This window comes from Mycobacterium kyorinense, from assembly GCF_001672775.1.
Classification (GTDB): domain Bacteria; phylum Actinomycetota; class Actinomycetes; order Mycobacteriales; family Mycobacteriaceae; genus Mycobacterium; species Mycobacterium kyorinense_A.
Genome location: NZ_LZKJ01000200.1, coordinates 162115 through 183793, shown reverse-complemented (window position 1 = coordinate 183793; position 21679 = coordinate 162115). Strand labels below are relative to the sequence as shown.

19 protein-coding genes and 1 pseudogene are annotated in these 21679 nt (G+C 66.7%); 17 read left to right on the top strand and 3 right to left on the bottom strand.

From position 1 onward, the window contains the following. The 13 genes and pseudogenes from A5707_RS22560 to A5707_RS22495 all read left to right on the top strand — a co-directional run. A pseudogene (locus tag A5707_RS22560) lies at nt 1-79 on the top strand (WXG100 family type VII secretion target); the annotation flags it as partial. A 65-nt stretch (nt 80-144) separates the two neighbouring features. Next, entirely contained in the window at nt 145-777 is a 633-nt protein-coding gene (locus A5707_RS22555) for a dTMP kinase (protein WP_065016642.1), read from the top strand. A gap of 53 nt (nt 778-830) precedes the next feature. Continuing rightward, entirely contained in the window at nt 831-1517 is a 687-nt protein-coding gene (mtrA, locus tag A5707_RS22550; RefSeq protein WP_065016641.1) for a two-component system response regulator MtrA, read from the top strand. 16 nt (nt 1518-1533) lie between these two features. Beyond that, complete coding sequence (mtrB, locus tag A5707_RS22545) at nt 1534-3180, top strand: MtrAB system histidine kinase MtrB (protein WP_065016664.1); 1647 nt, start codon at nt 1534-1536, stop codon at nt 3178-3180. Beyond that, the gene (gene lpqB / locus A5707_RS22540; protein WP_065016640.1) at nt 3180-4940 is read left to right on the top strand and encodes an MtrAB system accessory lipoprotein LpqB; all 1761 of its coding nucleotides are present in this window, start codon (nt 3180-3182) and stop codon (nt 4938-4940) included. The genes mtrB and lpqB overlap by 1 nt, the downstream gene beginning before the upstream one ends. 53 nt (nt 4941-4993) lie before the next feature. Continuing rightward, nucleotides 4994-5215 carry an antitoxin gene (locus A5707_RS22535; RefSeq protein WP_065016639.1) on the top strand — a complete coding sequence of 74 codons (222 nt, stop codon included), beginning with the start codon at nt 4994-4996 and terminating at the stop codon, nt 5213-5215. After that, entirely contained in the window at nt 5212-5595 is a 384-nt protein-coding gene (locus tag A5707_RS22530; protein WP_065016638.1) for a type II toxin-antitoxin system VapC family toxin, read from the top strand. Before A5707_RS22535 ends, A5707_RS22530 begins: the two co-directional genes overlap by 4 nt. A 157-nt stretch (nt 5596-5752) precedes the next feature. Then, nucleotides 5753-7222 carry a DUF4185 domain-containing protein gene (locus A5707_RS22525; protein WP_065016637.1) on the top strand — a complete coding sequence of 490 codons (1470 nt, stop codon included), beginning with the start codon at nt 5753-5755 and terminating at the stop codon, nt 7220-7222. A gap of 502 nt (nt 7223-7724) precedes the next feature. After that, complete coding sequence (locus tag A5707_RS22515) at nt 7725-8354, top strand: ComF family protein (protein WP_065016635.1); 630 nt, start codon at nt 7725-7727, stop codon at nt 8352-8354. Nucleotides 8355-8617: 263 nt separating this feature from the next. After that, nucleotides 8618-9289: a ribosome hibernation-promoting factor, HPF/YfiA family gene (gene hpf / locus A5707_RS22510; protein ID WP_065016663.1), complete on the top strand. Its 672-nt coding sequence runs from the start codon at nt 8618-8620 to the stop codon at nt 9287-9289. Nucleotides 9290-9450: 161 nt separating this feature from the next. Continuing rightward, entirely contained in the window at nt 9451-12279 is a 2829-nt protein-coding gene (gene secA, locus A5707_RS22505; RefSeq protein ID WP_065016634.1) for a preprotein translocase subunit SecA, read from the top strand. Between the two features lie 112 nt (nt 12280-12391). Beyond that, nucleotides 12392-12874 (top strand): cation:proton antiporter regulatory subunit, encoded by a 483-nt coding sequence (locus A5707_RS22500; RefSeq protein ID WP_065016662.1) that lies wholly within the window; start codon nt 12392-12394, stop codon nt 12872-12874. A gap of 4 nt (nt 12875-12878) precedes the next feature. Next, the gene (locus A5707_RS22495) at nt 12879-14036 is read left to right on the top strand and encodes a cation:proton antiporter (RefSeq protein WP_065016633.1); all 1158 of its coding nucleotides are present in this window, start codon (nt 12879-12881) and stop codon (nt 14034-14036) included. Here the strand turns inward: A5707_RS22495 and A5707_RS22490 are convergent. After that, the gene (locus A5707_RS22490) at nt 14033-14548 is read right to left on the bottom strand and encodes an Rv3235 family protein (protein WP_065016632.1); all 516 of its coding nucleotides are present in this window, start codon (nt 14546-14548) and stop codon (nt 14033-14035) included. The two genes, A5707_RS22495 and A5707_RS22490, sit on opposite strands and share 4 nt — an antisense overlap. 246 nt (nt 14549-14794) lie before the next feature. Between A5707_RS22490 and A5707_RS22485 the strand changes: the two genes are divergently transcribed. The 4 genes from A5707_RS22485 to A5707_RS22470 all read left to right on the top strand — a co-directional run bounded on the left by A5707_RS22485 (nt 14795) and on the right by A5707_RS22470 (nt 19345). After that, complete coding sequence (locus A5707_RS22485) at nt 14795-16201, top strand: WS/DGAT/MGAT family O-acyltransferase (protein ID WP_065016631.1); 1407 nt, start codon at nt 14795-14797, stop codon at nt 16199-16201. 64 nt (nt 16202-16265) lie between these two features. Then, on the top strand, nt 16266-16763 hold the full coding sequence (locus A5707_RS22480; protein ID WP_156658276.1) for a DUF6912 family protein: 498 nt from the start codon (nt 16266-16268) through the stop codon (nt 16761-16763). A 98-nt stretch (nt 16764-16861) separates the two neighbouring features. Then, complete coding sequence (locus tag A5707_RS22475) at nt 16862-17998, top strand: ferredoxin reductase (protein ID WP_065016629.1); 1137 nt, start codon at nt 16862-16864, stop codon at nt 17996-17998. 81 nt (nt 17999-18079) lie between these two features. Continuing rightward, complete coding sequence (locus A5707_RS22470) at nt 18080-19345, top strand: fatty acid desaturase family protein (protein WP_065016628.1); 1266 nt, start codon at nt 18080-18082, stop codon at nt 19343-19345. Between the two features lie 73 nt (nt 19346-19418). Here A5707_RS22470 and rsgA read toward each other — a convergent pair whose 3' ends face one another. Next, a complete protein-coding gene (gene rsgA, locus A5707_RS22465) occupies nt 19419-20399 on the bottom strand; it encodes a ribosome small subunit-dependent GTPase A (RefSeq protein ID WP_065016660.1) in 981 nt (326 codons plus the stop codon). Then, on the bottom strand, nt 20396-21679 hold the full coding sequence (gene aroA / locus A5707_RS22460) for a 3-phosphoshikimate 1-carboxyvinyltransferase (protein WP_065016627.1): 1284 nt from the start codon (nt 21677-21679) through the stop codon (nt 20396-20398). The genes rsgA and aroA overlap by 4 nt, the downstream gene beginning before the upstream one ends.

Here is a 21679-nt window from a genome sequence, read left to right as displayed (position 1 = left end):
CATGGCGGGCACCCATGAGGCCAACACCATGGCCATGCTGGCCCGCGACCAAGCCGAAGCCGCCAAATGGGGCGGCTAGACATCGAGACTGCGGCCACCGCAGGCTAAACAGGCGCCGAAGGGCCGCGGCGATAGGCTCGCCCGGTGTTGATCGCAATCGAAGGCGTCGACGGCGCCGGCAAGCGGACCCTGTCGGGCGGTCTGCGCACCGCCTTCGAGGCCGCCGGTAAGTCGGTGGCCACGTGTGCGTTTCCCCGCTACGGGCAATCGGTGGCCGCCGACGTCGCGCACGAAGCTCTGCACGGCCAGCACGGCGACCTCGCGTCGTCGGTGTATGCGATGGCCATGCTGTTTGCGCTGGATCGTGCCGGCGCGGCCGGGCAGATCCGCGAACTGTGCGGTGAGCACGACGTGGTGATCCTGGATCGCTACGTGGCGTCCAACGCCGCCTACAGCGCCGCGCGCCTTAATCAGCATGCCGACGGAGACGTGGCGGCGTGGGTGCAGCAGATCGAATTCCAGCGGCTGCAGCTTCCTGTCCCGGATTGGCAAGTGCTGCTTGGGGTTTCGGCTGAGCTGGCCGGTGAGCGCGCCCGCCTGCGAGCGCGCCAGGAGGTAGGCCGGGCGCGTGACGCCTACGAGCGTGACGCCGCATTGCAGCAACGAACCGGCGCGGTGTACGCCGGCCTGGCCGCCGCGCAGTGGGGCGGGCGATGGCTGGTGGTCGACGCCGACGTGGACCCCGAAGAGCTGGCGGCTACCCTCGTCGGCCGCTGAACTGAAAGAAACGCGCGTGTGGTAGCCCAGTTTTGTCCCGTTCTGGTGACACCATGGACACCATGAGGCAAAGGATTCTCGTCGTCGACGACGACGCTTCGCTGGCCGAGATGCTCACCATCGTGCTGCGGGGGGAAGGTTTCGACACCGCGGTCATCGGCGACGGCACTCAGGCGCTCACCGCCGTGCGTGAACTGCGGCCCGATCTGGTGCTGCTGGACCTGATGTTGCCCGGCATGAACGGCATCGACGTGTGCCGGGTGCTGCGCGCGGACTCCGGTGTGCCCATCGTCATGCTCACCGCCAAGACCGACACCGTCGACGTCGTGCTGGGCTTGGAGTCGGGCGCCGACGACTACATCATGAAGCCGTTCAAGCCCAAGGAGCTGGTGGCGCGGGTGCGGGCACGGCTGCGGCGCAACGAAGACGAGCCCGCCGAGATGCTGTCCATCGCCGACGTCGACATCGACGTCCCGGCGCACAAGGTCACCCGCAACGGCGAACAGATCTCTTTGACACCGCTGGAATTCGACCTGCTGGTGGCGCTGGCACGCAAACCACGCCAGGTGTTTACTCGTGATGTGCTGCTCGAACAGGTGTGGGGATACCGTCACCCCGCGGACACCCGCTTGGTGAACGTGCATGTCCAACGTCTGCGGGCCAAGGTCGAAAAAGACCCGGAAAACCCGACCGTCGTCCTGACCGTTCGAGGAGTGGGATACAAGGCCGGACCTCCGTGATTTGGGGCGGACCTCTGTGATCTTCGGGTCTCGGCGGCGCATTCGCCGGCGGTCCCCGCCATTGCTCGGCATGAGTGCGTTGAGTCGGGCCGTGGCCGTTGCCTGGCGCCGCTCGCTGCAGCTACGCGTGGTCGCACTGACGCTGGGGATGTCACTTGCGGTGATTTTGGTCCTCGGGTTCGTGTTGACCAGCCAGGTCACCAACCGAGTGCTGGACGTCAAAGTCCGCGCGGCTACCGAGCAGATCGAGCGGGCCCGCACCACGGTCAGCGGAATTGTCAGCGGCGAGGAGGCGCGCTCACTGGAGAGCAGCCTGCAGCTGGCCCGCAACACGCTGACGTCGAAAACCGACCCGACCTCCGGCGCCGGACTGGCCGGTGCGTTCGACGCGGTGCTGGTGGTACCGGGCTACGGACCCAGGCCCGCGGCGGCGGCCGGGCCCGTCGACCAGTTGCCCGGCGCATTGCGGGAATTCGTCAAGGCCGGTCAGGTGGCTTACCAGTATGCGACGGTGCACACCGACGGCTTTTCCGGGCCGGCGCTGGTGATCGGCACGCCGACGTCGTCGCGGGTGACCAACCTCGAGCTGTATTTGATCTTCCCGCTGGGCAACGAGCAGAGCACGATCTCACTGGTCCGCGGCACCATGGCCACCGGCGGGTTGGTCTTGCTCGTCCTGTTGGCCGGCATCGCGCTGCTGGTGTCGCGGCAGGTGGTGGTGCCGGTGCGGTCGGCGTCGCGCATTGCCGAACGGTTCGCCGAAGGCCATCTCTCCGAGCGGATGCCGGTGCGCGGCGAAGACGATATGGCTCGGCTGGCGGTGTCGTTCAACGACATGGCGGAGAGCCTGTCGCGGCAGATCGCCCAACTCGAGGAGTTCGGTAATCTGCAGCGCCGGTTCACCTCCGATGTCAGCCACGAGTTGCGCACGCCGCTGACGACGGTGCGGATGGCCGCCGACCTGATCTACGACCACAGCGCCGACCTCGACCCGGCGCTGCAACGCTCAACCGAACTCATGGTGAATGAGCTGGACCGGTTCGAGACGCTGCTCAACGATCTGCTGGAGATCTCCCGGCACGACGCGGGTGTGGCCGAATTGTCGGTTGAGGCGGTCGATTTGCGATCGACGGTCAACAGCGCGCTGGGCAATGTGGGGCATCTGGCCGAAGACGCCGGGGTCAAGCTGATTGTCGACATGCCGTCGGAGGATGTGATCGCCGAAGTGGACGCCCGCCGCGTGGAGCGCATTTTGCGCAACCTGATTGCCAATGCGATCGATCACGCCGAGCACAAACCGGTTCGGATCCGGATGGCCGCCGACGAAGACACTGTGGCGGTTACGGTGCGCGACTACGGCGTTGGGCTGCGCCCGGGTGAGGAGAAACTGGTGTTCAGCCGGTTCTGGCGCTCGGACCCGTCGCGGGTGCGCCGGTCGGGCGGGACCGGGCTGGGCCTGGCGATCAGTGTCGAGGATGCGCGTCTGCACCAGGGCCGGCTGGAGGCGTGGGGCGAACCGGGCAAGGGTGCCTGCTTCCGGTTGACGCTTCCGTTGGTGCGCGGCCACAAGGTGACCACCAGCCCGCTGCCGATGAAACCGGTTGCCGGGGAGCGGAAAGAGCGCCAGTCTCATCAGCGCGAACACGCCGAGAGAGGTGCGTGATGCGGCGATTGGCCGCGCTACTGTTCGCCGTTGCGGTAGTGCTGACTGGTTGTGCAGGGGTACCCAGCTCGTCGGCGCCGCAGGCCATCGGCACTGTTGAGCGCACGGCGCCGTCGAACCTGCCGAAACCGGCCCCCGGCATGGACCCCGACGTGCTGCTGCGTGAATTCCTCAAGGCCACAGCCGATCCGGCCAACCGGCATCTGGCGGCGCGGCAGTTCCTCACCCAGTCGGCATCTAACGCCTGGGATGACGCCGGTAGTGCGCTGCTGATCGACCATGTCGTGTTCGTCGAAACACGCAGCGCCGAACGGGTTTCGGTGACGATGCACGCAGACATCCTGGGTTCGCTCTCGGACATGGGTGTGTTCGAAACCGGTGAGGGTCAGCTGCCGGATCCAGGTCCCATCGAGCTGGTAAAAACGTCGGGCGGGTGGCGCATCGATCGTCTGCCCAACGGAGTGTTCTTGGACTGGCAGCAATTTCAAGCCACCTACAAACGCCACACGCTGTACTTTGCCGATCCGACCGGCAGGACCGTCGTGCCGGATCCACGCTATGTCGCGGTGTCTGACCCCGACCAGTTGGCCACCGAGCTGATGTCCAAGCTGATCGCGGGTCCGCGTCCGGAGATGAGCAAAAGTGTGCACAACATGCTTGGACCGCCGGTGCGGCTGCGCGGACCAGTCACCCGGGCCGACGGTGGTAAATCCGGCATCGGCCGCGGCTACAGTGGGGCCCGGATCGACTTGGAGACGTTGACGATCGCCGATCCGCGCAGTCGCCAATTGCTTGCCGCGCAAATCATTTGGACACTGGCGCGTGCCGATATCCGGGGCCCGTACGTGATCAACGCCGACGGCGCCGCCTTGGATGACCGCTTCGCCGAGGGATGGAACACCTCCGACGTGGCCGCGACGGACCCCGGAGTGGACGAAGGCGCCGCGGCCGGTGTGCACGCGCTGATCGGTGGCGCGATGGTGGCGCTGGACGGGCAACATTCGACGCCGGTAGGGGGCGCGTTCGGCCGGCCGACGAATCAGACTGCTGCCGCGTTGTCGCGCAGCGGTCACCGGGCGGCGTCGGTGGTGACGTTGCGGCCGGGCGCGCCGGACCTGGCCGCGTCGCTGTGGATCGGCGACCTAGGCGGCGAGGCGGTGGAAGCTGCTGACGGACATAGCCTTTCGCGCCCGACCTGGTCGCTGGACGACGCGGTGTGGGTGGTGGCCGACGGCAACAACGTGCTGCGCGCGATTCAGGAGACGGCATCTGGGCAGCCGGCGCGGCTTCCGGTGGATTCGGCCGCAGTGTCGAACCGCTTCCCGGGGGCGATCACCGAGTTGCAGTTGTCGCGGGATGGAACGCGGGCGGCGATGGTCATCGAGGGTCAGGTGATCCTCGCCAGCGTCGAGCAGACTCAGGCCGGTCAGTTCGCGCTGACCTATCCGCGCCGCCTCGGGTTCGGGCTGGGCTCGTCGGTGGTGTCGCTGTCGTGGCGCACCGGCGACGACCTTGCGGTGAGCCGCACCAACGCCCAGCATCCGGTGTCATATGTGAACCTCGACGGGGTGAACTCCGATGCGCCCGGCAGCAACCTGCAGCTTCCGGTGACGACGATCGCGGCCAACCCGTCGACGGTGTACGTGGCCGATCCGCGCGGGGTGTTGCAACTGTCGAGTTCGGGTGCCGAAGGAACCCCGAGCTGGCTTGATGTCCGGGCGTTCATGGTCGGGGGCGCGGTGCCCGTGTTGCCTGGATAGCGATCTGCTTGCTGTTAACGGCTAGGTTGCTTGCATTTTGCTAGCATATTTGGATGAAGACGCTCTACCTGCGAAATGTGCCTGACGAAGTCGTCGAGCGGCTAGAGCGCTTGGCCGCCCGAGACAACACCTCGGTGTCGGCCGTGGCCGTCCGCGAACTCGCCGAAGCTTCTCGCCGGGTAGACAATCCCGCACTGCTGGGGGCATTGCCGGATTTGGATGTGGACACCACATCGCTGATCGACGATCTGGATGCTGAGCGCGCCGGACGATGATCGTCCTTGACGCGTCGGCAGCACTTGCGGCTCTGCTCAACGACGGCCGATCTCGGCGATTAGTCGCTGCCGAGCGTTTACATGCACCGCACCTGATTGACTCTGAGATCGCTAGCGCGCTACGGCGCCGGGCGCAGGCGCAGCAATTGAGTACAGCCCAGGGCTGGCGTGCTTTGGATACCTGGCGCCATTTGGCGGTAACTCGCCACGCCATACACACGCTGCTCGATCGCATCTGGGATCTGCGCGACAGTCTCTCGGCGTACGACGCCGGCTACGTCGCGCTCGCCGAAGCGCTCGATTGCCCGTTGGTAACCGCAGACCGGCGGTTAAGCGGCGTGAGCCGAATCCGCTGCGCCATCACTGTCGTTCCCGGCTAGAGCGCATTTGCATTGGTCCGCGCGTTTCCGTGGTTGCGACACGGTCACGGATGCATACCTATCCGTGAATCACTGGTCACAGCTGGCACATCGATCACTACTGTCACATAGGCCAACTGCGGGCGTCAACGGCGCCCTGCCCCTGGAAAGGTGTGACATGTCGGCCGTTGTCCGAATCGTCTCCGTATCCGTGGCGTCGGCGGCCGTCCTGGGACTCGTGATCCCGGTGGGTCTTGCGCCGACGGCGTCTGCGCTGCCGTGCAGTGCGCCCGAGGCCAACGTCGAACCGCCCGCGGCGGCACCAGCGATGCCACCGCCGTCGCCGGTTGTCCACCCACCGACGGGGCGGCGACCGCGAGGTGCCAATGAGAAGGCGCCGCTACCCAAACTGGGTCCGCTGATATCTTCGTTGCTTCGTCCCGGCAGTTCTCGCTACTCCGCACCGGTGCAGCAGGAGGCGGCGATAGTTCCGCCCGGGCCGACTCCGCCCGGCGCGGCCAACCAACAACTGCCGAATGCCACTCAGGCGGCTCCGAACGCAGCCCCGGTTCCACCACCGGCGCCCGAACCGGCGCCTCCTGCCTCGATTGCTGGGGCTCCCACATCGGTTGTCGACTGGGTGACCGGGCCGAACGGCCCCAACAGCACGCTGCAACGTTTCGGGATCTCCGGCACTGACCTCGGAATCCTTTGGGACAACGGCGATCCCGTGAACCGTCAGGTGCTGATGGCCTTTGGTGACACCTTCGGCTATTGCCGCGTCCACGGCCAGCAATGGCGGCACAATGTGCTGTTTCGCAGCCAGGACAACAACCTCGCCGACGGCATCAGCGTGCCGCCGGGTTCGCCGACCGATAAATACTCCGGCTCACCGGTGCTGGCGTCGGGCATTAGCCGACCGATCCTCCCCGGCGTCAGGTGGGCGCCGAATGAGACCGGAATGATCCCGACCGCCGGCATCTCCGTCGGCAATACCCAATACATCAACTTCATGTCCATCCGGGAATGGGGCCGCGACGGCGAGTGGTCGACGAACTACTCGGCGATCGCGACTTCTCCTGACAATGGCCAGCATTGGGGGATCTACCCCGGTAGCGTCCGGACGCCCGGACCCGACAGCATCCCGGGGGCCCGCCACATTCCGGGGAATGAGAACTTCCAAATGGGCGCGTTCATGAAGCCGGGCGACGGTTACGTTTACTCGTTCGGCACCCCGTCCGGGCGCGGCGGTTCGGCGTATCTGGCGCGAGTTCCGCAGAACGCCGTGCCGGATGTCACCAAATACCAGTACTGGAACGGTGAGGGTAACGGGTGGGTCCCGAACAACCCGGGCGCCGCCACGCCGGTCATCCCGGGGCCGGTGGGCGAGATGTCAGCGCAATACAACAACCACCTCAAGCAATACCTCGCCCTCTACACCAACGGCGCCAACGATGTCGTGGCAAGAACCGCGCCGGCGCCACAAGGACCATGGAGCCCCGAGCAAATGCTGGTGTCGTCCTTCCAGATTCCCGGCGGCATCTACGCGCCGATGATCCATCCCTGGTCGTCCGGCAAGGACCTGTATTTCAACTTGTCGTCCTGGTCGGCCTACGACGTGATGCTGATGCACACCGAGCTGCCGTAGCTGCTGGAGTTCGGCGCCGGGAAAACTTCGCCCTCGGAAGCGCCGACCGCCGGTCTTGGCGTGCTTAGCTGCGAACTTGTGCCATGGGCATGTAGTTCTGGGCAAGTGGGACGGACAGGACGGCGGATACATTGGCGAAGCCAGACACAACGGCGGAATCTACTTCGACACAGGAGACGCGACCTGGGAAGCGATGATACGTGGCCTAGACAATGCGCAAGCGGTGGTCTGGGGTGGCAAGTGAACGAGCAGTTCCTCCGCCCAACCAGTCGAAGAGATGGTCCTACCTGCTAATGCTGAGCGATGTACATGATGACTTAAAGACGCCGGAGTTGGACGCAGAAGACGGTGAAGTGATGTCGTGGCTGAAGGCGCTCTTCGACATACACTTTGAAGCCGCGCGTAATACATTGCTCCGAAAAGCTAACTAGAACTGTCTTCCTTCTTCCAATACGCGCGGCGCATCGCCCAGCTTGTCACCCCTGCCCGCCACACTGCACCCATGCTCGACCTCGTCCTGCCGCTGGAATGCGGTGGCTGCGGCGCACCGTCGACCCGCTGGTGTGACACCTGTGCGCAGGAACTGACAGTCGCGCCTGATGCACCGCACGTCGCCAGCCCGCGCGTCGACCCGCAGGTCCCGGTGCTCGCGCTCGGCCGCTACGCCGGCGCGCGCCGCAACGCCATCGTGGCGATGAAGGACCACGGCCGCACCGACCTGATCACACCACTGGCTCACGCGCTGGCGGTCGGCGTGCATCGCCTCGTCACATGGGGACTGCTCGACATTCCGCTGACGGTCGTGCCGGCGCCAACTCGCCGCGCGGCGGCGCGCAGACGCGGCGGTGACCCGGTCACCCGGATCGCGGTCGCAGCGGTCAAAGGCCATCCGCACATCGCCGTCGTCCCAGCACTACGCATGAAAGCGTTGGCCCGGGATTCGGCCGGGCTGGGCACCGCCGAGCGCGAGCGCAACATCACCGGACGGGTGGTGCTGCGAAGGCCGGTCGACGGTGAGGTGCTGTTGGTCGATGACATCGTCACCACCGGAGCGACCGCGCGTGAGTCGGTCCGTGTGCTGCTGTCAGCCGGCGTCCACGTGGCCGCGGTGCTGACGATCGCCGCCGCGTAATGATCGTGAAGAACTCGCAACACAAAAGTACTGGCACTTCCACTTGCCCGCGGCTACCGTCGGGATCAAGCACCCGTGAACGCCTCACGGCGGCGCCTTTTTACTAGGCGCCATGTCACCGACGTCGGTAGGGGGTGAATTTTCGACACCTCGCATCGGCGGGCGGCCTCCGTCATCGACACCATCCCCGTCGGCGCATTCATCTTGAAAGCCAGTCACGTCAAACAGTGCGTGCGTCGCGAGAGGGAAACGAGTTGTCAAGTATCTCAAGGCAAACCGCGGATTCCAACCAGCTTCTGGCCGACCCCGACGAGCGAGACGAACCCACGCTGCAGGCTGAAGTCGTCGTCAAAGGCCGCAACGTCGAGGTCCCCGACCACTACCGCGTCTACGTCTCGCAGAAACTCGCCCGCTTAGAGCGGTTCGACCGAACCATCTACTTGTTCGACGTCGAACTCAAACACGCCCGGAACCGGCGGCAGCGCAAGTCTTGCCAACAGGTGGAAATCACCGCCCGGGGCCGCGGGCCGGTGGTGCGCGGCGAGGCCCGCGCAGACAGCTTTTACGCCGCCTTCGAGGCCGCCGTCGACCGGCTGGAAAGCCGGCTGCGTCGTGGCAACGATCGGCGCAAAGTCCACTACGGCGACAAGACCCCGGTGTCGGTGGCCGAAGCGACCGCGGTGGCGGCTCCGCTACCGACCACCGACAACACCGAAGCGCCGCCTGAACACGACGGCGCCGACGGATACCGCGAGCCGGGACGGGTGGTGCGCACCAAGGAGCATCCCGCCAAGCCGATGTCCGTCGACGACGCCCTCTATGAGATGGAACTCGTCGGACACGACTTCTTTCTCTTCTATGACAAGCACACCGAATGCCCATCGGTGGTCTACCGTCGGCACGCCTACGACTACGGGCTGATACGGCTGTCCTGACGCGCTCACGGCGCCGAACGTCGACTTGTCGGGCGTTTCGAGGCAGATCGCCGCAACAAGTCGACGTTCGGCGTGGGGAACGGCACGTCACCTAGGATGGTGAGCGCCGAAAAACTCCAATTCTCCCGGCAAGCGGGAGGTACCCCCAAGGGGATTTAACTGTGCTGTCGAAGTTGCTGCGCCTTGGCGAAGGTCGCATGGTCAAGCGCCTCAAGCGCGTCGCCGACTACGTCAATACCTTGTCCGAGGACGTCGAGAAGCTCACCGACGCCCAGCTGCGGGCCAAGACCGACGAGTTCAAGAAGCGCCACGCCGACGGCGAAAGCCTCGATGACCTGCTGCCCGAAGCGTTCGCGGTAGCCCGCGAGGCGGCCTGGCGGGTGCTCGACCAGCGTCCGTTCGACGTGCAGGTGATGGGCGCCGCGGCGCTGCACTTCGGCAACGTCGCCGAGATGAAGACCGGCGAGGGCAAGACCCTGACCTGTGTGCTGCCGGCCTACCTCAACGCGTTAGCTGGCAAGGGCGTGCACATCGTCACCGTCAACGACTACCTGGCCAAACGCGACAGCGAATGGATGGGGCGGGTGCACCGCTTCCTGGGGCTGCAGGTCGGCGTGATCCTGGCCGGTCTGAATCCCGACGAACGCCGCGACGCCTACTACGCGGACATCACCTACGGCACCAACAACGAGTTCGGGTTCGACTACCTGCGCGACAACATGGCCCATTCGCTGGAGGACCTCGTGCAGCGCGGGCACCACTACGCCATCGTCGACGAGGTCGACTCGATCCTGATCGACGAAGCCCGCACGCCGCTGATCATCTCCGGCCCCGCCGACGGCGCCTCCAACTGGTACACCGAGTTCGCCCGGATCGCGCCGCTGATGGAAAAGGACACGCACTACGAGGTCGACCTGCGTAAACGCACCGTCGGCGTGCACGAGCTGGGAGTGGAGTTCGTCGAAGACCAACTCGGCATCGACAACCTCTACGAGGCCGCCAACTCTCCGCTGGTCAGCTACCTCAACAACGCGCTGAAGGCCAAGGAGCTCTTCCAGCGCGACAAGGACTACATCGTCCGCGACGGCGAGGTGCTGATCGTCGACGAGTTCACCGGCCGGGTGCTGATCGGCCGGCGCTACAACGAGGGCATGCACCAGGCCATCGAGGCCAAGGAGCACGTCGAGATCAAGGCCGAAAACCAGACGCTGGCCACCATCACGCTGCAGAACTATTTCCGGCTCTACGACAAGCTCGCCGGCATGACCGGCACCGCCCAGACCGAGGCGGCCGAGCTGCACGAGATCTACAAGCTCGGGGTGGTGTCGATACCGACCAACAAACCGATGATCCGCAGCGACCAGTCCGACCTCATCTACAAGACCGAGGAAGCCAAGTACATCGCCGTCGTCGACGACGTCTCCGAGCGCTACGAAAAAGGGCAGCCGGTGCTGATCGGTACCACCAGCGTGGAGCGCTCGGAGTATCTGTCCCGGCAGTTCCAGAAGCGGCGCATCCCGCACAACGTGCTCAACGCCAAATACCACGAGCAAGAGGCCGGCATCATCGCCGAGGCCGGTCGGCGCGGCGCGATCACCGTGGCCACCAACATGGCCGGCCGCGGCACCGACATCGTGTTGGGCGGCAACCCGGACTTCCTGGCCGATAAGCAGCTGCGCGAACAGGGCCTGGACCCGGTGGAAACACCCGACGAGTACGAGGCCGCCTGGGATGAGCTGCTTCCCCGGATCAAGGCCGAAGCCTCCAGCGAGGCCGAGGAAGTGATCGAGGCCGGCGGCCTCTACGTGCTGGGCACCGAACGGCACGAGTCCCGCCGCATCGACAACCAGCTGCGCGGTCGGTCCGGTCGCCAGGGTGACCCAGGCGAGTCACGGTTCTATCTGTCGCTGGGTGACGAGCTGATGCGCCGCTTCAACGGCGCTGCCCTGGAATCGCTGCTGACCCGGCTCAACCTGCCCGACGACGTGCCCATCGAGGCCAAGATGGTGACCCGCGCGATCAAAAGCGCGCAAACCCAGGTCGAGCAGCAGAACTTCGAGGTCAGAAAGAACGTCCTCAAATACGACGAGGTGATGAATCAGCAGCGCAAGGTCATCTACGAGGAGCGCCGTCGCATCCTGGAAGGCGAGAACCTCAAGCAGCAGGCGCTCGACATGGTGCACGACGTGATCACCGCCTACGTCGACGGGGCCACCGCCGAGGGGTACGCCGAAGACTGGGATCTCGACAAGCTCTGGGAGGCGCTCAAGACGCTGTATCCGGTCGGCATCGACCACAAAGATCTGTTCGATCCCGACGCGATCGGCGAACCCGGTGAACTGACCCGCGAGGAGCTGCTCGACGCGTTGATCAAAGACGCCGAACGCGCCTACGCCGCCCGCGAAGCCCAACTCGAGGAGCTCGCCGGCGACGGCGCGATGCGCCAGCTGGAACGCAACGTGCTGCTCAATGTCATCGACCGCAAGTGGCGTGAGCATCTCTACGAGATGGACTACCTCAAAGAGGGCATCGGGTTGCGCGCGATGGCGCAGCGCGACCCGCTGGTCGAGTACCAGCGCGAGGGCTACGACATGTTCACCGGCATGCTCGAGGGGCTGAAAGAGGAGTCGGTCGGCTTCTTGTTCAACGTGGCCGTCGAGGCGGTCCCGTCCCCGGAGGTGGCTCCGGTGGCTGAGCCGGAGGATTTGGCCGAGTTCGCCACCGCCGCCGCGGCCACCGCCCAGCAACGAGCCGCCACGTCCGGTTCAGGACGCGCCGCTGCACCGAGTGCGTTGCGCGCCAAAGGAATTGAGAACGAGTCACCGGCATTGACCTATTCCGGGCCGGCCGAGGACGGCTCGGCGCAGGTGCAGGGCAACGGCGGCGGAGCGCAGAAGGCGGCGGCCGGTGGCACGCGGCGGGAGCGGCGGGAAGCCGCACGCCGCCAGGCCCGCGGCGCCAAATCGTCGAAATCGAATAAGCGGCGATAGCGCCTGCGATACCGATGATTTGAGGCATCCGCCTCATCCGCCTCGTGCGTCGTAACTGCCCAACCTCGGAAATGCTCGCTATCGCCATGACTTTCCGTTAAGGATGGACGGTATGGACGTCAAGGAGGTGCTGCTGCCCGGTATCGGTCTGCGCTACGAGTTCACCAGCCACGGCGGCGACCGGATCGGCATCATCGCACGGCGAGGCGGCGACTTCGAGGTCGTGCTGTATGCCGGTGACGACCCCGACCAGGCGACACCGGTCTTCCGCCTCAACGACGACGAGGCCGACGCGGTGGCACAGATTTTGGGCGCACCACGCATCGCCGAACGCTTCACCGAACTGACCCGGGAAGTGCCCGGCATCGACACCAGTCAGGTTCAAATCCGGCCGGGCAGTCCGTTTGTGGACCATCCGCTCGGCGAGACCCGCGCCCGGACCCGCACCGGCGCCTCGATCGTGGCGATCGTGCGCAACGAGGAGGTACTCGCCTCCCCGGGCCCGGCCGAAATGCTGCACGCGCAAGACGTTCTCATCGTCATCGGAACCGAGGACGGCATCGCCGGCGTAGAACAGATCGTCGACAAGGGCTGAGCCGGTGCAAGTCTCGGTGGCGCTGCTGTTCGAAGTCGGCGCCATCTTGACCGTGCTGGCGTTGTTCGGCGCCGTTGCGCGCCGGTTCGCGTTGTCGCCGATTCCGGTGTACCTGCTTGCCGGCCTGGCCTTGGGCAATGGCGGCATCAATCCGGTGCCCGCCGCCGGGGAGTTCATCACCACCGGCGCGCCGATCGGGGTCGTGCTGCTACTGCTCACTTTGGGCGTGGAATTCTCTGCCACCGAGTTCGCCAGCAGCTTGCGCCACCATCTGCCCTCGGCGGCGGTCGACATCCTGCTGAACGCCACACCCGGCGCGCTGGCGGGGTGGCTGCTCGGGTTGGACGGCGTGGGCATCCTCGCGCTGGCCGGCGTCACCTACATTTCGTCGTCGGGTGTCATCGCCCGCCTGCTCGAGGACCTTCACCGCGTCGCCAACCGGGAGACGCCCGCGGTGCTTGCGGTATTGGTGCTCGAAGACTTCGCGATGGCGGCCTACCTGCCGTTGTTCGCGGTGCTGGCATCGCGCGGCAGTTGGTCGCACGCGATCGTCGGGATGGCCGGCGCGGTGGCCGCGCTGTGTATCGCGCTGGCCGCGTCGTACCGCTGGGGCCATCACGTCGCCCGCCTGGTGGGGCACTCCGATTCCGAGCAGCTGATGTTGCGGGTCCTCGGCATCACCTTGATCGTGGCGGCGCTGGCCGAATTTGTGCACGTGTCCGCGGCAGTCGGCGCTTTCCTGGTGGGGCTGACGTTGACCGGTGAGACCGCCGACCGGGCCCGCAAGGTGCTCGGGCCGCTGCGCGACTTGTTCGCCGCAATCTTTTTTCTGGCGATCGGTTTGTCGGTCGATCCCGAACGTCTGCTTCCGATGCTGCCGGTGGCGCTGGCGCTGGCCGGGGTCACCGCCGTGACGAAGGTGGCCACTGGAGCATTCGCGGCGCGACGCGAGGGCGTGGCATGGCGTGGGCAGCTACGGGCCGGCACCGCGCTCATCGCCAGGGGCGAGTTTTCGCTGATCATCATCGGGCTGGCCGGTACGTCGATCAGCGGCATGGCCGCGCTGGCGACGTCGTACGTGTTCGTGATGGCGATCATCGGCCCGGTGGTGACGCGGTTCGCCGGCGGCCCGGCGCCGGCGGCGGCGCGCACCGCGAGCTAGCCGATGTGCAGGGCGACGACCTGCCAGCCGACGTCCGTCACCGGCTCGACGCGGCAGGCGATGGCGTGCACGCGGCAGCCGCGGGTGTAGGTCGCGAACACCTCGGCGGCGGTGAGCCGGTCGGGCGGCCCGACAGCCTGTAGTCGCAAACGGCGCAACACCGCGGCCTCCTGGCGGTGGCCCGTGACCCGGTTGGCTGCGAGCACCGAGTCGGCGAGGCCGCCGGCCAGCAGACCGTGCAGTTGCGCCACGGGTCGGCGGCGGTCGATCACTTCCAGCACTCGGCGCAATGCCGCGTCGGCGAAGACCGCTGCCTGCCGCATCCGCGGCGACATGCTCGTCGTCGGCTGCTGGTGACCGGAGAACCGTTGGGGCGCATGCGCGTTGATCCGGCGCAGCGCGGCGGCCGACGGCGGTCGGCAGTGCCGGACGTCGCGGGGTGGTGGTTCATAGTCTGCGACGGGCCTGACAGCGAACACGGCGCGGCCGGGGACTGGGCTGACGATCGACATGGCACTCTCCAGTGTTGGCTCTCGGCTAGCCGCTGCGCCCGGCTGCGCCGCGCTTGCGATCGCCGAGGTTATCTCGGGACGGTCTCGAAAAGATGGGCCTGCTGGAGAGTGGCAGACGGTGTGATCATCATCGCACAAGCGGCGCCTGCGTGTACCCACGCTGCGCAGCGGCGCCCGCGGCGGTTACCGTGAGCGAAAGATCGGCCTGATCGGCGAATTGCCAAGGCATTAAAAGGGGGTCGGGACGTGACGCGGTTGTCCACATCGGACGCGTCCTTCTATCGGCTGGAGAACACCGCCACCCCGATGTACGTGGGATCGCTGTCGATCCTGCGCCGCCCGCGGGCCGGGCTGAGCTACGAGATGCTGCTGGCCACCATCGAGCAGCGGTTACCGCAGGTTCCGAGGTATCGGCAGAAGGTCCGGGAAGTGACCATGGGCTTGGCCCGGCCAGTGTGGATCGATGACCGCGACTTCGACATCACCTATCACGTTCGGCGGTCGGCGCTGCCGTCGCCGGGCAGCGACGAGCAGCTACACGAGTTGATCGCCAGGCTGGCGGCCCGACCGCTGGACAAGTCGCGGCCGTTGTGGGAGATGTATCTCGTCGAGGGCCTGGCCAAGAATCGCATCGCGCTCTACACCAAGTCACATCAAGCGCTGATCAACGGGATGAGCGCACTAGAGATCGGCCACGTCATCGCCGATCGGGCCCGGCGGCCGCCCCCGTTCCCCGAGGACATCTGGGTGCCGGCCCGCGAGCCTGGCACCACCCGGCTGCTGCTGGGCGCCATCGGCGACTGGGCCACCCGCCCGGGCGCCCAGCTGCAAGCCGTCGGATCCGGAATCACCGGGCTGGCAACCAATTCCGGCCAGTTGGTCAACGTCGGGCGGCGGCTGTTCGACGTGGCCCGCACGTTGGCGCGGGGGAACGCCCCCAGCAGCCCGCTCAATACCACGGTGTCCCGCAACCGCCGGTTCTCGGTGGCCCGGGGGCGCCTGGAGGACTACCGGATGTTGCGGACCCGCTATAACTGCGACGTCAACGACATCGTGCTGGCAGTGATCGCCGGCGCGCTGCGTAACTGGTTGTTGTCCCGTGGGGAGGCGGTGTCCTCGACGACGACCGTGCGGGCGATGGCGCCGCTGCCGGTGTACGTCGACGAATCTTTCGATTCGGCCGGGGTAGGCCAGGCGATCAGCCAGGTGGCGCCGTTTTTGATCGACCTTCCGGTGGGTGAGGGCAACGCCGTCGTTCGGCTGTCCCAGATCGCGCATGCCACCGAATCGAACCCGGTCGCGGCCAGCCTGGTCGATGCGCGCAGCATCGTGACACTGTCGGGTTTCGCCCCGCCCACTTTGCATGCGATGGCCATCCGGGTTGCCACCAGCTTGTCGGCCCGACTGTTCAACCTGCTGGTGACCAACGCGCCGGGCGCGCAGTCGCAGATGTACATCGCCGGCGCCAAATTGTTGGAGACGTATGCAGTGCCGCCGCTGTTGAACAAGCAGGTGCTGGCCATTTCGGTGACCTCGTACAACGGCATGCTGTATTTCGGGATCAACGCCGACCGCGACGCGATGAGCGATGTCGAGGTGTTGCCGGGGCTGCTCACCGAAGCGCTCGACGAACTCCTGGAAGCCGCGCAATGAGTCGCGGCGCTCGCAAGCGCGGCGAAGCCGGGGGCAGTGGGTCGCCGCAAATGATTACAGTCGCCTGATGCGGGTCTACATCCCGACGACTCTGGCCATGCTGCAGCAACTGGTCGCCGATGGATCGCTGGCGCCGGTCAACGGGACGGCGTTCGCGGTGACGCCCACACTGCGCGAGGCCTACGCCGAGGGCGACGACGACGAACTCGGTGAGGTCGCGCTGCGCGACGCCGCGTTGGCCTCGCTGCGGCTGCTGTCCACGGCCAGTGCCGACTTGCCGCCCCGGCGCGCGGTGCTGATCGCCGACGTCGACGATGTGACGTTGCGCCCCGACCTCGACGATGCCGTCGTGCGGCTGGGTACAGCGGTGACGATCGACCGGGTCGTGGCGGCCTATGTCGACAACGCCGCCGCCGAAGCGGACGTGGTCAAAGCGATCGCGGCCGTCGACGCGGCCGACCTGGGCGATGAGGACGCCGAGTTGATTGTCGGTGACGCGCAGGATCACGATCTGGCCTGGTACGCCACCCAGGAGCTGCCGTTCCTGCTCGAACTGCTGTGACGTGCGCATTCTCGAGTGGATACGAGTTCCTAAGTTACGGTACCGTAGGTTGCATCGGGCGGGTTGGATCCGCTGACCGTCTGGTGAGCAGGAGTCCCATGGCTAGGAAAATCTCGAGGCCGACTGCTGACGTCGTCGAAACCCCGCGTCCGGCCGTCGTCCGCACCTACCGGCACCCGGCCCGGCATGCGCTGCGCAAGCTGGCGGCCCGGATCACCACACCGTTGCTGCCCGACGACTACCTGCAGCTGGCCAATCCGCTGTGGTCGGCCCGTGAGCTGCGGGGCCGCATCCTTGATGTGCGCCGCGAGACCGAGGACTCCGCAACGCTGGTCATCAAGCCCGGCTGGGGTTTCAGCTTCGACTACCAGCCCGGCCAGTACATCGGGATCGGGCTGCTGGTCGACGGACGCTGGCGGTGGCGGTCGTATTCGCTGACATCGAGCCCTGTCGCCGCCGCGCGCACGGTGACGATCACCGTGAAGGCGATGCCCGAGGGGTTTTTGTCGACTCACCTGGTGGCCGGGGTGGCACCGGGGACGATCGTGCGACTGGCCGCGCCACAGGGCAACTTTGTGCTGCCCGACCCCGCACCGCGGGCCATTCTGTTCATCACCGCAGGGTCGGGCATCACCCCGGTGATGTCGATGCTGCGCACGCTGGTGCGCCGCGACCAAATCGGCGACGTGATCCACCTGCATTCCGCGCCTACCGAGGCCGACGTGATGTTCGGCGCGGAGTTGAATCAGCTGTCGCGTGACCACACCGGATACCGGCTGCGGGTGCGTACCACGCGTGATCAGGGCCGGCTGGACCTGAGTCGGCTCGACACCGAGGTGCCCGATTGGCAGGAGCGGCAGACCTGGGCCTGCGGGCCCGAAGCCCTGCTGAACGACGCCGAACGCGCCTGGGCGGCCGCCGGCGTGGCCGAGCAATTGCACCTCGAGCGGTTCGCGGTGTCGCGCGCTGCGCCCGCCGGGGCCGGCGGGACGGTCACGTTCGCACGCAGCGGCAAACGCGTCGTCGCCGACGCCGCGACGTCGCTGATGGACGCGGGGGAGCAGGCCGGGGTGCAGATGCCGTTCGGCTGCCGGATGGGCATCTGCCAGTCGTGTGTCGTTCCGCTGGCGGGCGGTCATGTGCGTGACCTGCGAACCGGCGTGGAACACGAGCCTGGCACCCGGATTCAGACGTGTATTTCGGCGGCGTCGGGCGACTGCGTGCTAGAGATTTAGTGGGCTACTGGCTGGTAACCTACGCAAACGTAGCTTACGATGGCGTAGGTAAGCGACGAAGGACTGCAGGAAGGCAACACGGTGGCCGTCACTGACGTCGACGTATTCGCACACCTCACCGACACGGACATCGAAAGCCTGGCGGTGGAGTTGGATGCCATCCGCCAGGACATCGAAGACTCTCGCGGCGAGCGGGACGCCCGCTACATCCACCGCAGCATCGCCGCCCAGCGCGCGCTGGAAGTCACCGGCCGGGTGCTGCTGGCGGCCAGCTCACGGCGCTCGGGCTGGTGGGCCGGTGTCGCCTCGCTGAGCGTGGCCAAGATCGTCGAGAACATGGAACTCGGCCACAACATCATGCACGGCCAGTGGGACTGGATGAACGACCCCGAAATCCATTCCTCGACCTGGGAGTGGGACATGAGCGGCGCGTCCAAGCACTGGCGCTACACCCACAACTTCGTCCATCACAAGTACACCAACATCCTCGGGATGGACGACGACGTCGGGTACGGCTTGCTCCGGGTCACCCGAGACGACCGCTGGAAGCGCTTCAACATCTTCAACCTCCTCTACAACGCCATGCTTGCGCTGCTCTTTGAATGGGGCGTCGGCTTGCAGCACGTGGAGATCGGCAAGATCGTCAAGAAGCGGATGGATCACGACGAGGCCCGGCAGAAGATCGACGAGTTTTTGGCCAAGGCCGGCCGCCAGGTATTCAAGGACTACGTCGCGTTCCCGGCGCTGTCAGCGCTGTCGCCGGGCGCGACGTTCATGTCCACGCTGAAGGCCAACGCGGTGGCCAACGTGATCCGCAATGTGTGGGCCAACGCCGTGATCTTCTGCGGTCACTTCCCCGACGGTGCCGAGAAATTCACCAAAACCGACATGATCGGCGAGACGAAGGGCCAGTGGTATCTGCGGCAGATGCTGGGCAGCGCCAACTTCAATGCCGGGCCGGCGATGCGGTTCATGAGCGGCAACCTGTGCCACCAGATCGAACACCACCTCTACCCCGATCTGCCCAGCAACCGGCTCGCCGAGATCTCCGTGCGGGTGCGCGAAGTGTGCGACAAGTACGACTTGCCCTATACGACGGGTCCTTTCCTGGTGCAGTACGCCAAGACGTGGCGGACCATCGCCAAGCTGTCGCTGCCGGACCGCTACCTGACCGACACCGCCGACGACGCCCCGGAGACCCGCAGCGAGCGGATGTTTGCGGGACTGGAGTTGGGTGTCGACCCGGCGACTGGCCGGCGGCGTGGCCTGAAGACCGCAATCGCGGCGGTTCGGCAACGGCGACGGGACAAGCGAGCCCGGGCCCGCGACAACGACCTGGCGGCCTAAGCGCGCCTCGCCGCGAGCGTGCGTGTCCCCGCACGAAACGCGGAGTGTCGGTACGTAAACACGCACGCTCGGCCTAGCTCTCGCGCAGTACGGCCAGCAGCCGTCGGGCGGCGGCGACGCGCCGCGCTGCCGGTCCGGTCAGCTTGTCGAGCGCGCATTCGGGATCGGCGGGTGGGCCCAGGTGCCCGCAGCCACGCGGGCAGTCGTCGATCGCCTCGGCCAGATCGGAAAACGCCATCATCACGTCGTCGGGCTCGATGTGGGCCAGCCCGAAGGAGCGGATTCCCGGCGTATCGATCACCCAGCCGCTGCTGTTGAGCGGCAACGCCACCGACTGCGTCGAGGTATGACGGCCCCGCCCGATTTCGGTGACCTCGCCGACAGCTCGATCAGCTTCTGGCACAAGCCGATTCACCAGAGTCGACTTGCCCACACCGGAGTGGCCCAACAGCACGGTGATCTTGCCCACCAGCAGCGGGGCGACCACGTCCAGCGGATCGTCGCGGCCCGCACTGACCACCGCGAGGTCCAGGTCGGCGAACTGCGCTGCGAACGGGGCCGCGGGCGCCAGGTCGGTCTTGGTCAGGCACAGGATCGGGGTCAGCCCGCCGGCAAAGGCGGCGATCAGGGCGCGGTCCACCAGTCCGCTGCGCGGCGGCGGGTCGGCCAACGCCACCACGATCAACAGCTGATCAGCGTTGGCGACTACCACCCGTTCGGTCGGGTCGGTGTCATCGGCGGTGCGGCGCAACACCGTTCGCCGCGGCCCCCGCCGGACGATGCGGGCCAGGGTGTCCGGCGTACCTGACAGGTCGCCGACCACGTCGACGTCGTCGCCGACGACGATCGGAGTGCGGCCCAGTTCGCGGGCCCGCATGGCGGTGACACGACGCGCAGGGTCACCGCCGAGCACACAGCCCCAGCGGCCGCGGTCAACGCTGACCACCATCGCTGGCCGGGCATCGGCATGCTGAGGACGGGTCTTGGTCCGGGGCCGCGAACCCCGGCCGGAGCGGACCTTGACGTCGGACTCGTCGTAGTCGCCGGGCCTCAACCGCGCGGCCCCTGCAGCATTCGCATCCACAGCTGCGGAAATTCCGGCAGTGTCTTGGCGGTGGTGGCGATGTCGTCCACCTCGACGCCGGCCACCCGTAGACCCACGATTGCTCCGGCCATCGCCATGCGGTGATCGGCATAGGAGCGCCAGGTCCCCGACCGCAGTGGCGTCGCGGTGATGACCAGGCCATCGGAAGTCTCCCGGCAGTCACCGCCCAACCGGTTGATCTCGGTGCTCAGCGCTGCGAGCCGATCGGTTTCGTGACCACGCAGATGCGCGATGCCAGTCAACTGCGACACCGATCCGGGGGCGGCCAGCGCCGCCAGCACCGCCACCGCGGGCGTGAGCTCACCGACGTCGCGCAAATCGACGTCCAACCCGCCGTATGTCGCCGGCCCTCGTACTTCGAGGTACGAATCAGCCAGGCGGACAACGGCATTCACCCTTCGCAGGATGTCCAGAATGGTGTCGGCAGGCTGGATGCTGGTGGTCGGCCAGTCGGTGATGCGCACGGTGCCGCCGCTGACCACCGCCGCCGCCAGAAACGGGACGGCGTTGGACAGGTCCGGTTCGATGTCCCATTGGCGGGCGGTCACCGGGGCGGGTCGCACCGCCCAGCGGTTGGGTGCCGAATCGTCGACCTCGACGCCGGCTTGGCGCAGCATCGCCACCGTCATCGCGATGTGCGGAGCCGACGGTAGCGCGGCGCCGGTGTGCTGCACGGTCAACCCGTTGACGAACGACGCCCCGGACAGCAGCAGCCCGGACACGAACTGCGACGACGCCGAGGCGTCGATGTCGACGGTGCCGCCGGTGATCGACCCCGTGCCGCGCACCCGAAACGGCAGGGCCGCGCCGTCGACGTCGACGCCCAAGCCGCGGAGGGCGTCCAGCAGCGGCGCGATCGGCCGGTCACGGGCCTGTTCGTCGCCGTCGAAGACGACCGTGGCAACGCTCAGCGCGGCAAGCGGCGGAACGAAGCGCAGCACGGTGCCGGCCAGCCCACACTCCACCCGGGCGTTCGGTCCGGGGGCGATCTGGCCGCTGACCTTCAGCTCGGACTCGCCGCCCTCGACTCGCAGGCCCAGTGCGCCCAGCGCGCCGATCATCAGGTCGGTATCGCGGCTACGTAGGGCGCCGCGGATCGTGGAGACGCCGCCACCCGCGGCGGCCAGCGCGGAGAGCACCAAGGCCCGGTTGGTTTGCGACTTCGAGCCGGGGACGCTGACTGTCGCCATGACAGGCGACGTCAGGCTGGGTGCTGACCAGGTGCTCAC

Coding starts and splice junctions, on each gene's coding strand:
- mtrA (WP_065016641.1), top strand. CDS start 831: ATGGACACCATGAGGCAAAGGATTCTCGTCGTCGACGACGACGCTTCG.
- lpqB (WP_065016640.1), top strand. CDS start 3,180: ATGCGGCGATTGGCCGCGCTACTGTTCGCCGTTGCGGTAGTGCTGACT.
- A5707_RS22535 (WP_065016639.1), top strand. CDS start 4,994: ATGAAGACGCTCTACCTGCGAAATGTGCCTGACGAAGTCGTCGAGCGG.
- A5707_RS22530 (WP_065016638.1), top strand. CDS start 5,212: ATGATCGTCCTTGACGCGTCGGCAGCACTTGCGGCTCTGCTCAACGAC.
- A5707_RS22525 (WP_065016637.1), top strand. CDS start 5,753: ATGTCGGCCGTTGTCCGAATCGTCTCCGTATCCGTGGCGTCGGCGGCC.
- A5707_RS22515 (WP_065016635.1), top strand. CDS start 7,725: ATGCTCGACCTCGTCCTGCCGCTGGAATGCGGTGGCTGCGGCGCACCG.
- A5707_RS22500 (WP_065016662.1), top strand. CDS start 12,392: ATGGACGTCAAGGAGGTGCTGCTGCCCGGTATCGGTCTGCGCTACGAG.
- A5707_RS22490 (WP_065016632.1), bottom strand. CDS start 14,548: ATGTCGATCGTCAGCCCAGTCCCCGGCCGCGCCGTGTTCGCTGTCAGG.
- A5707_RS22475 (WP_065016629.1), top strand. CDS start 16,862: ATGGCTAGGAAAATCTCGAGGCCGACTGCTGACGTCGTCGAAACCCCG.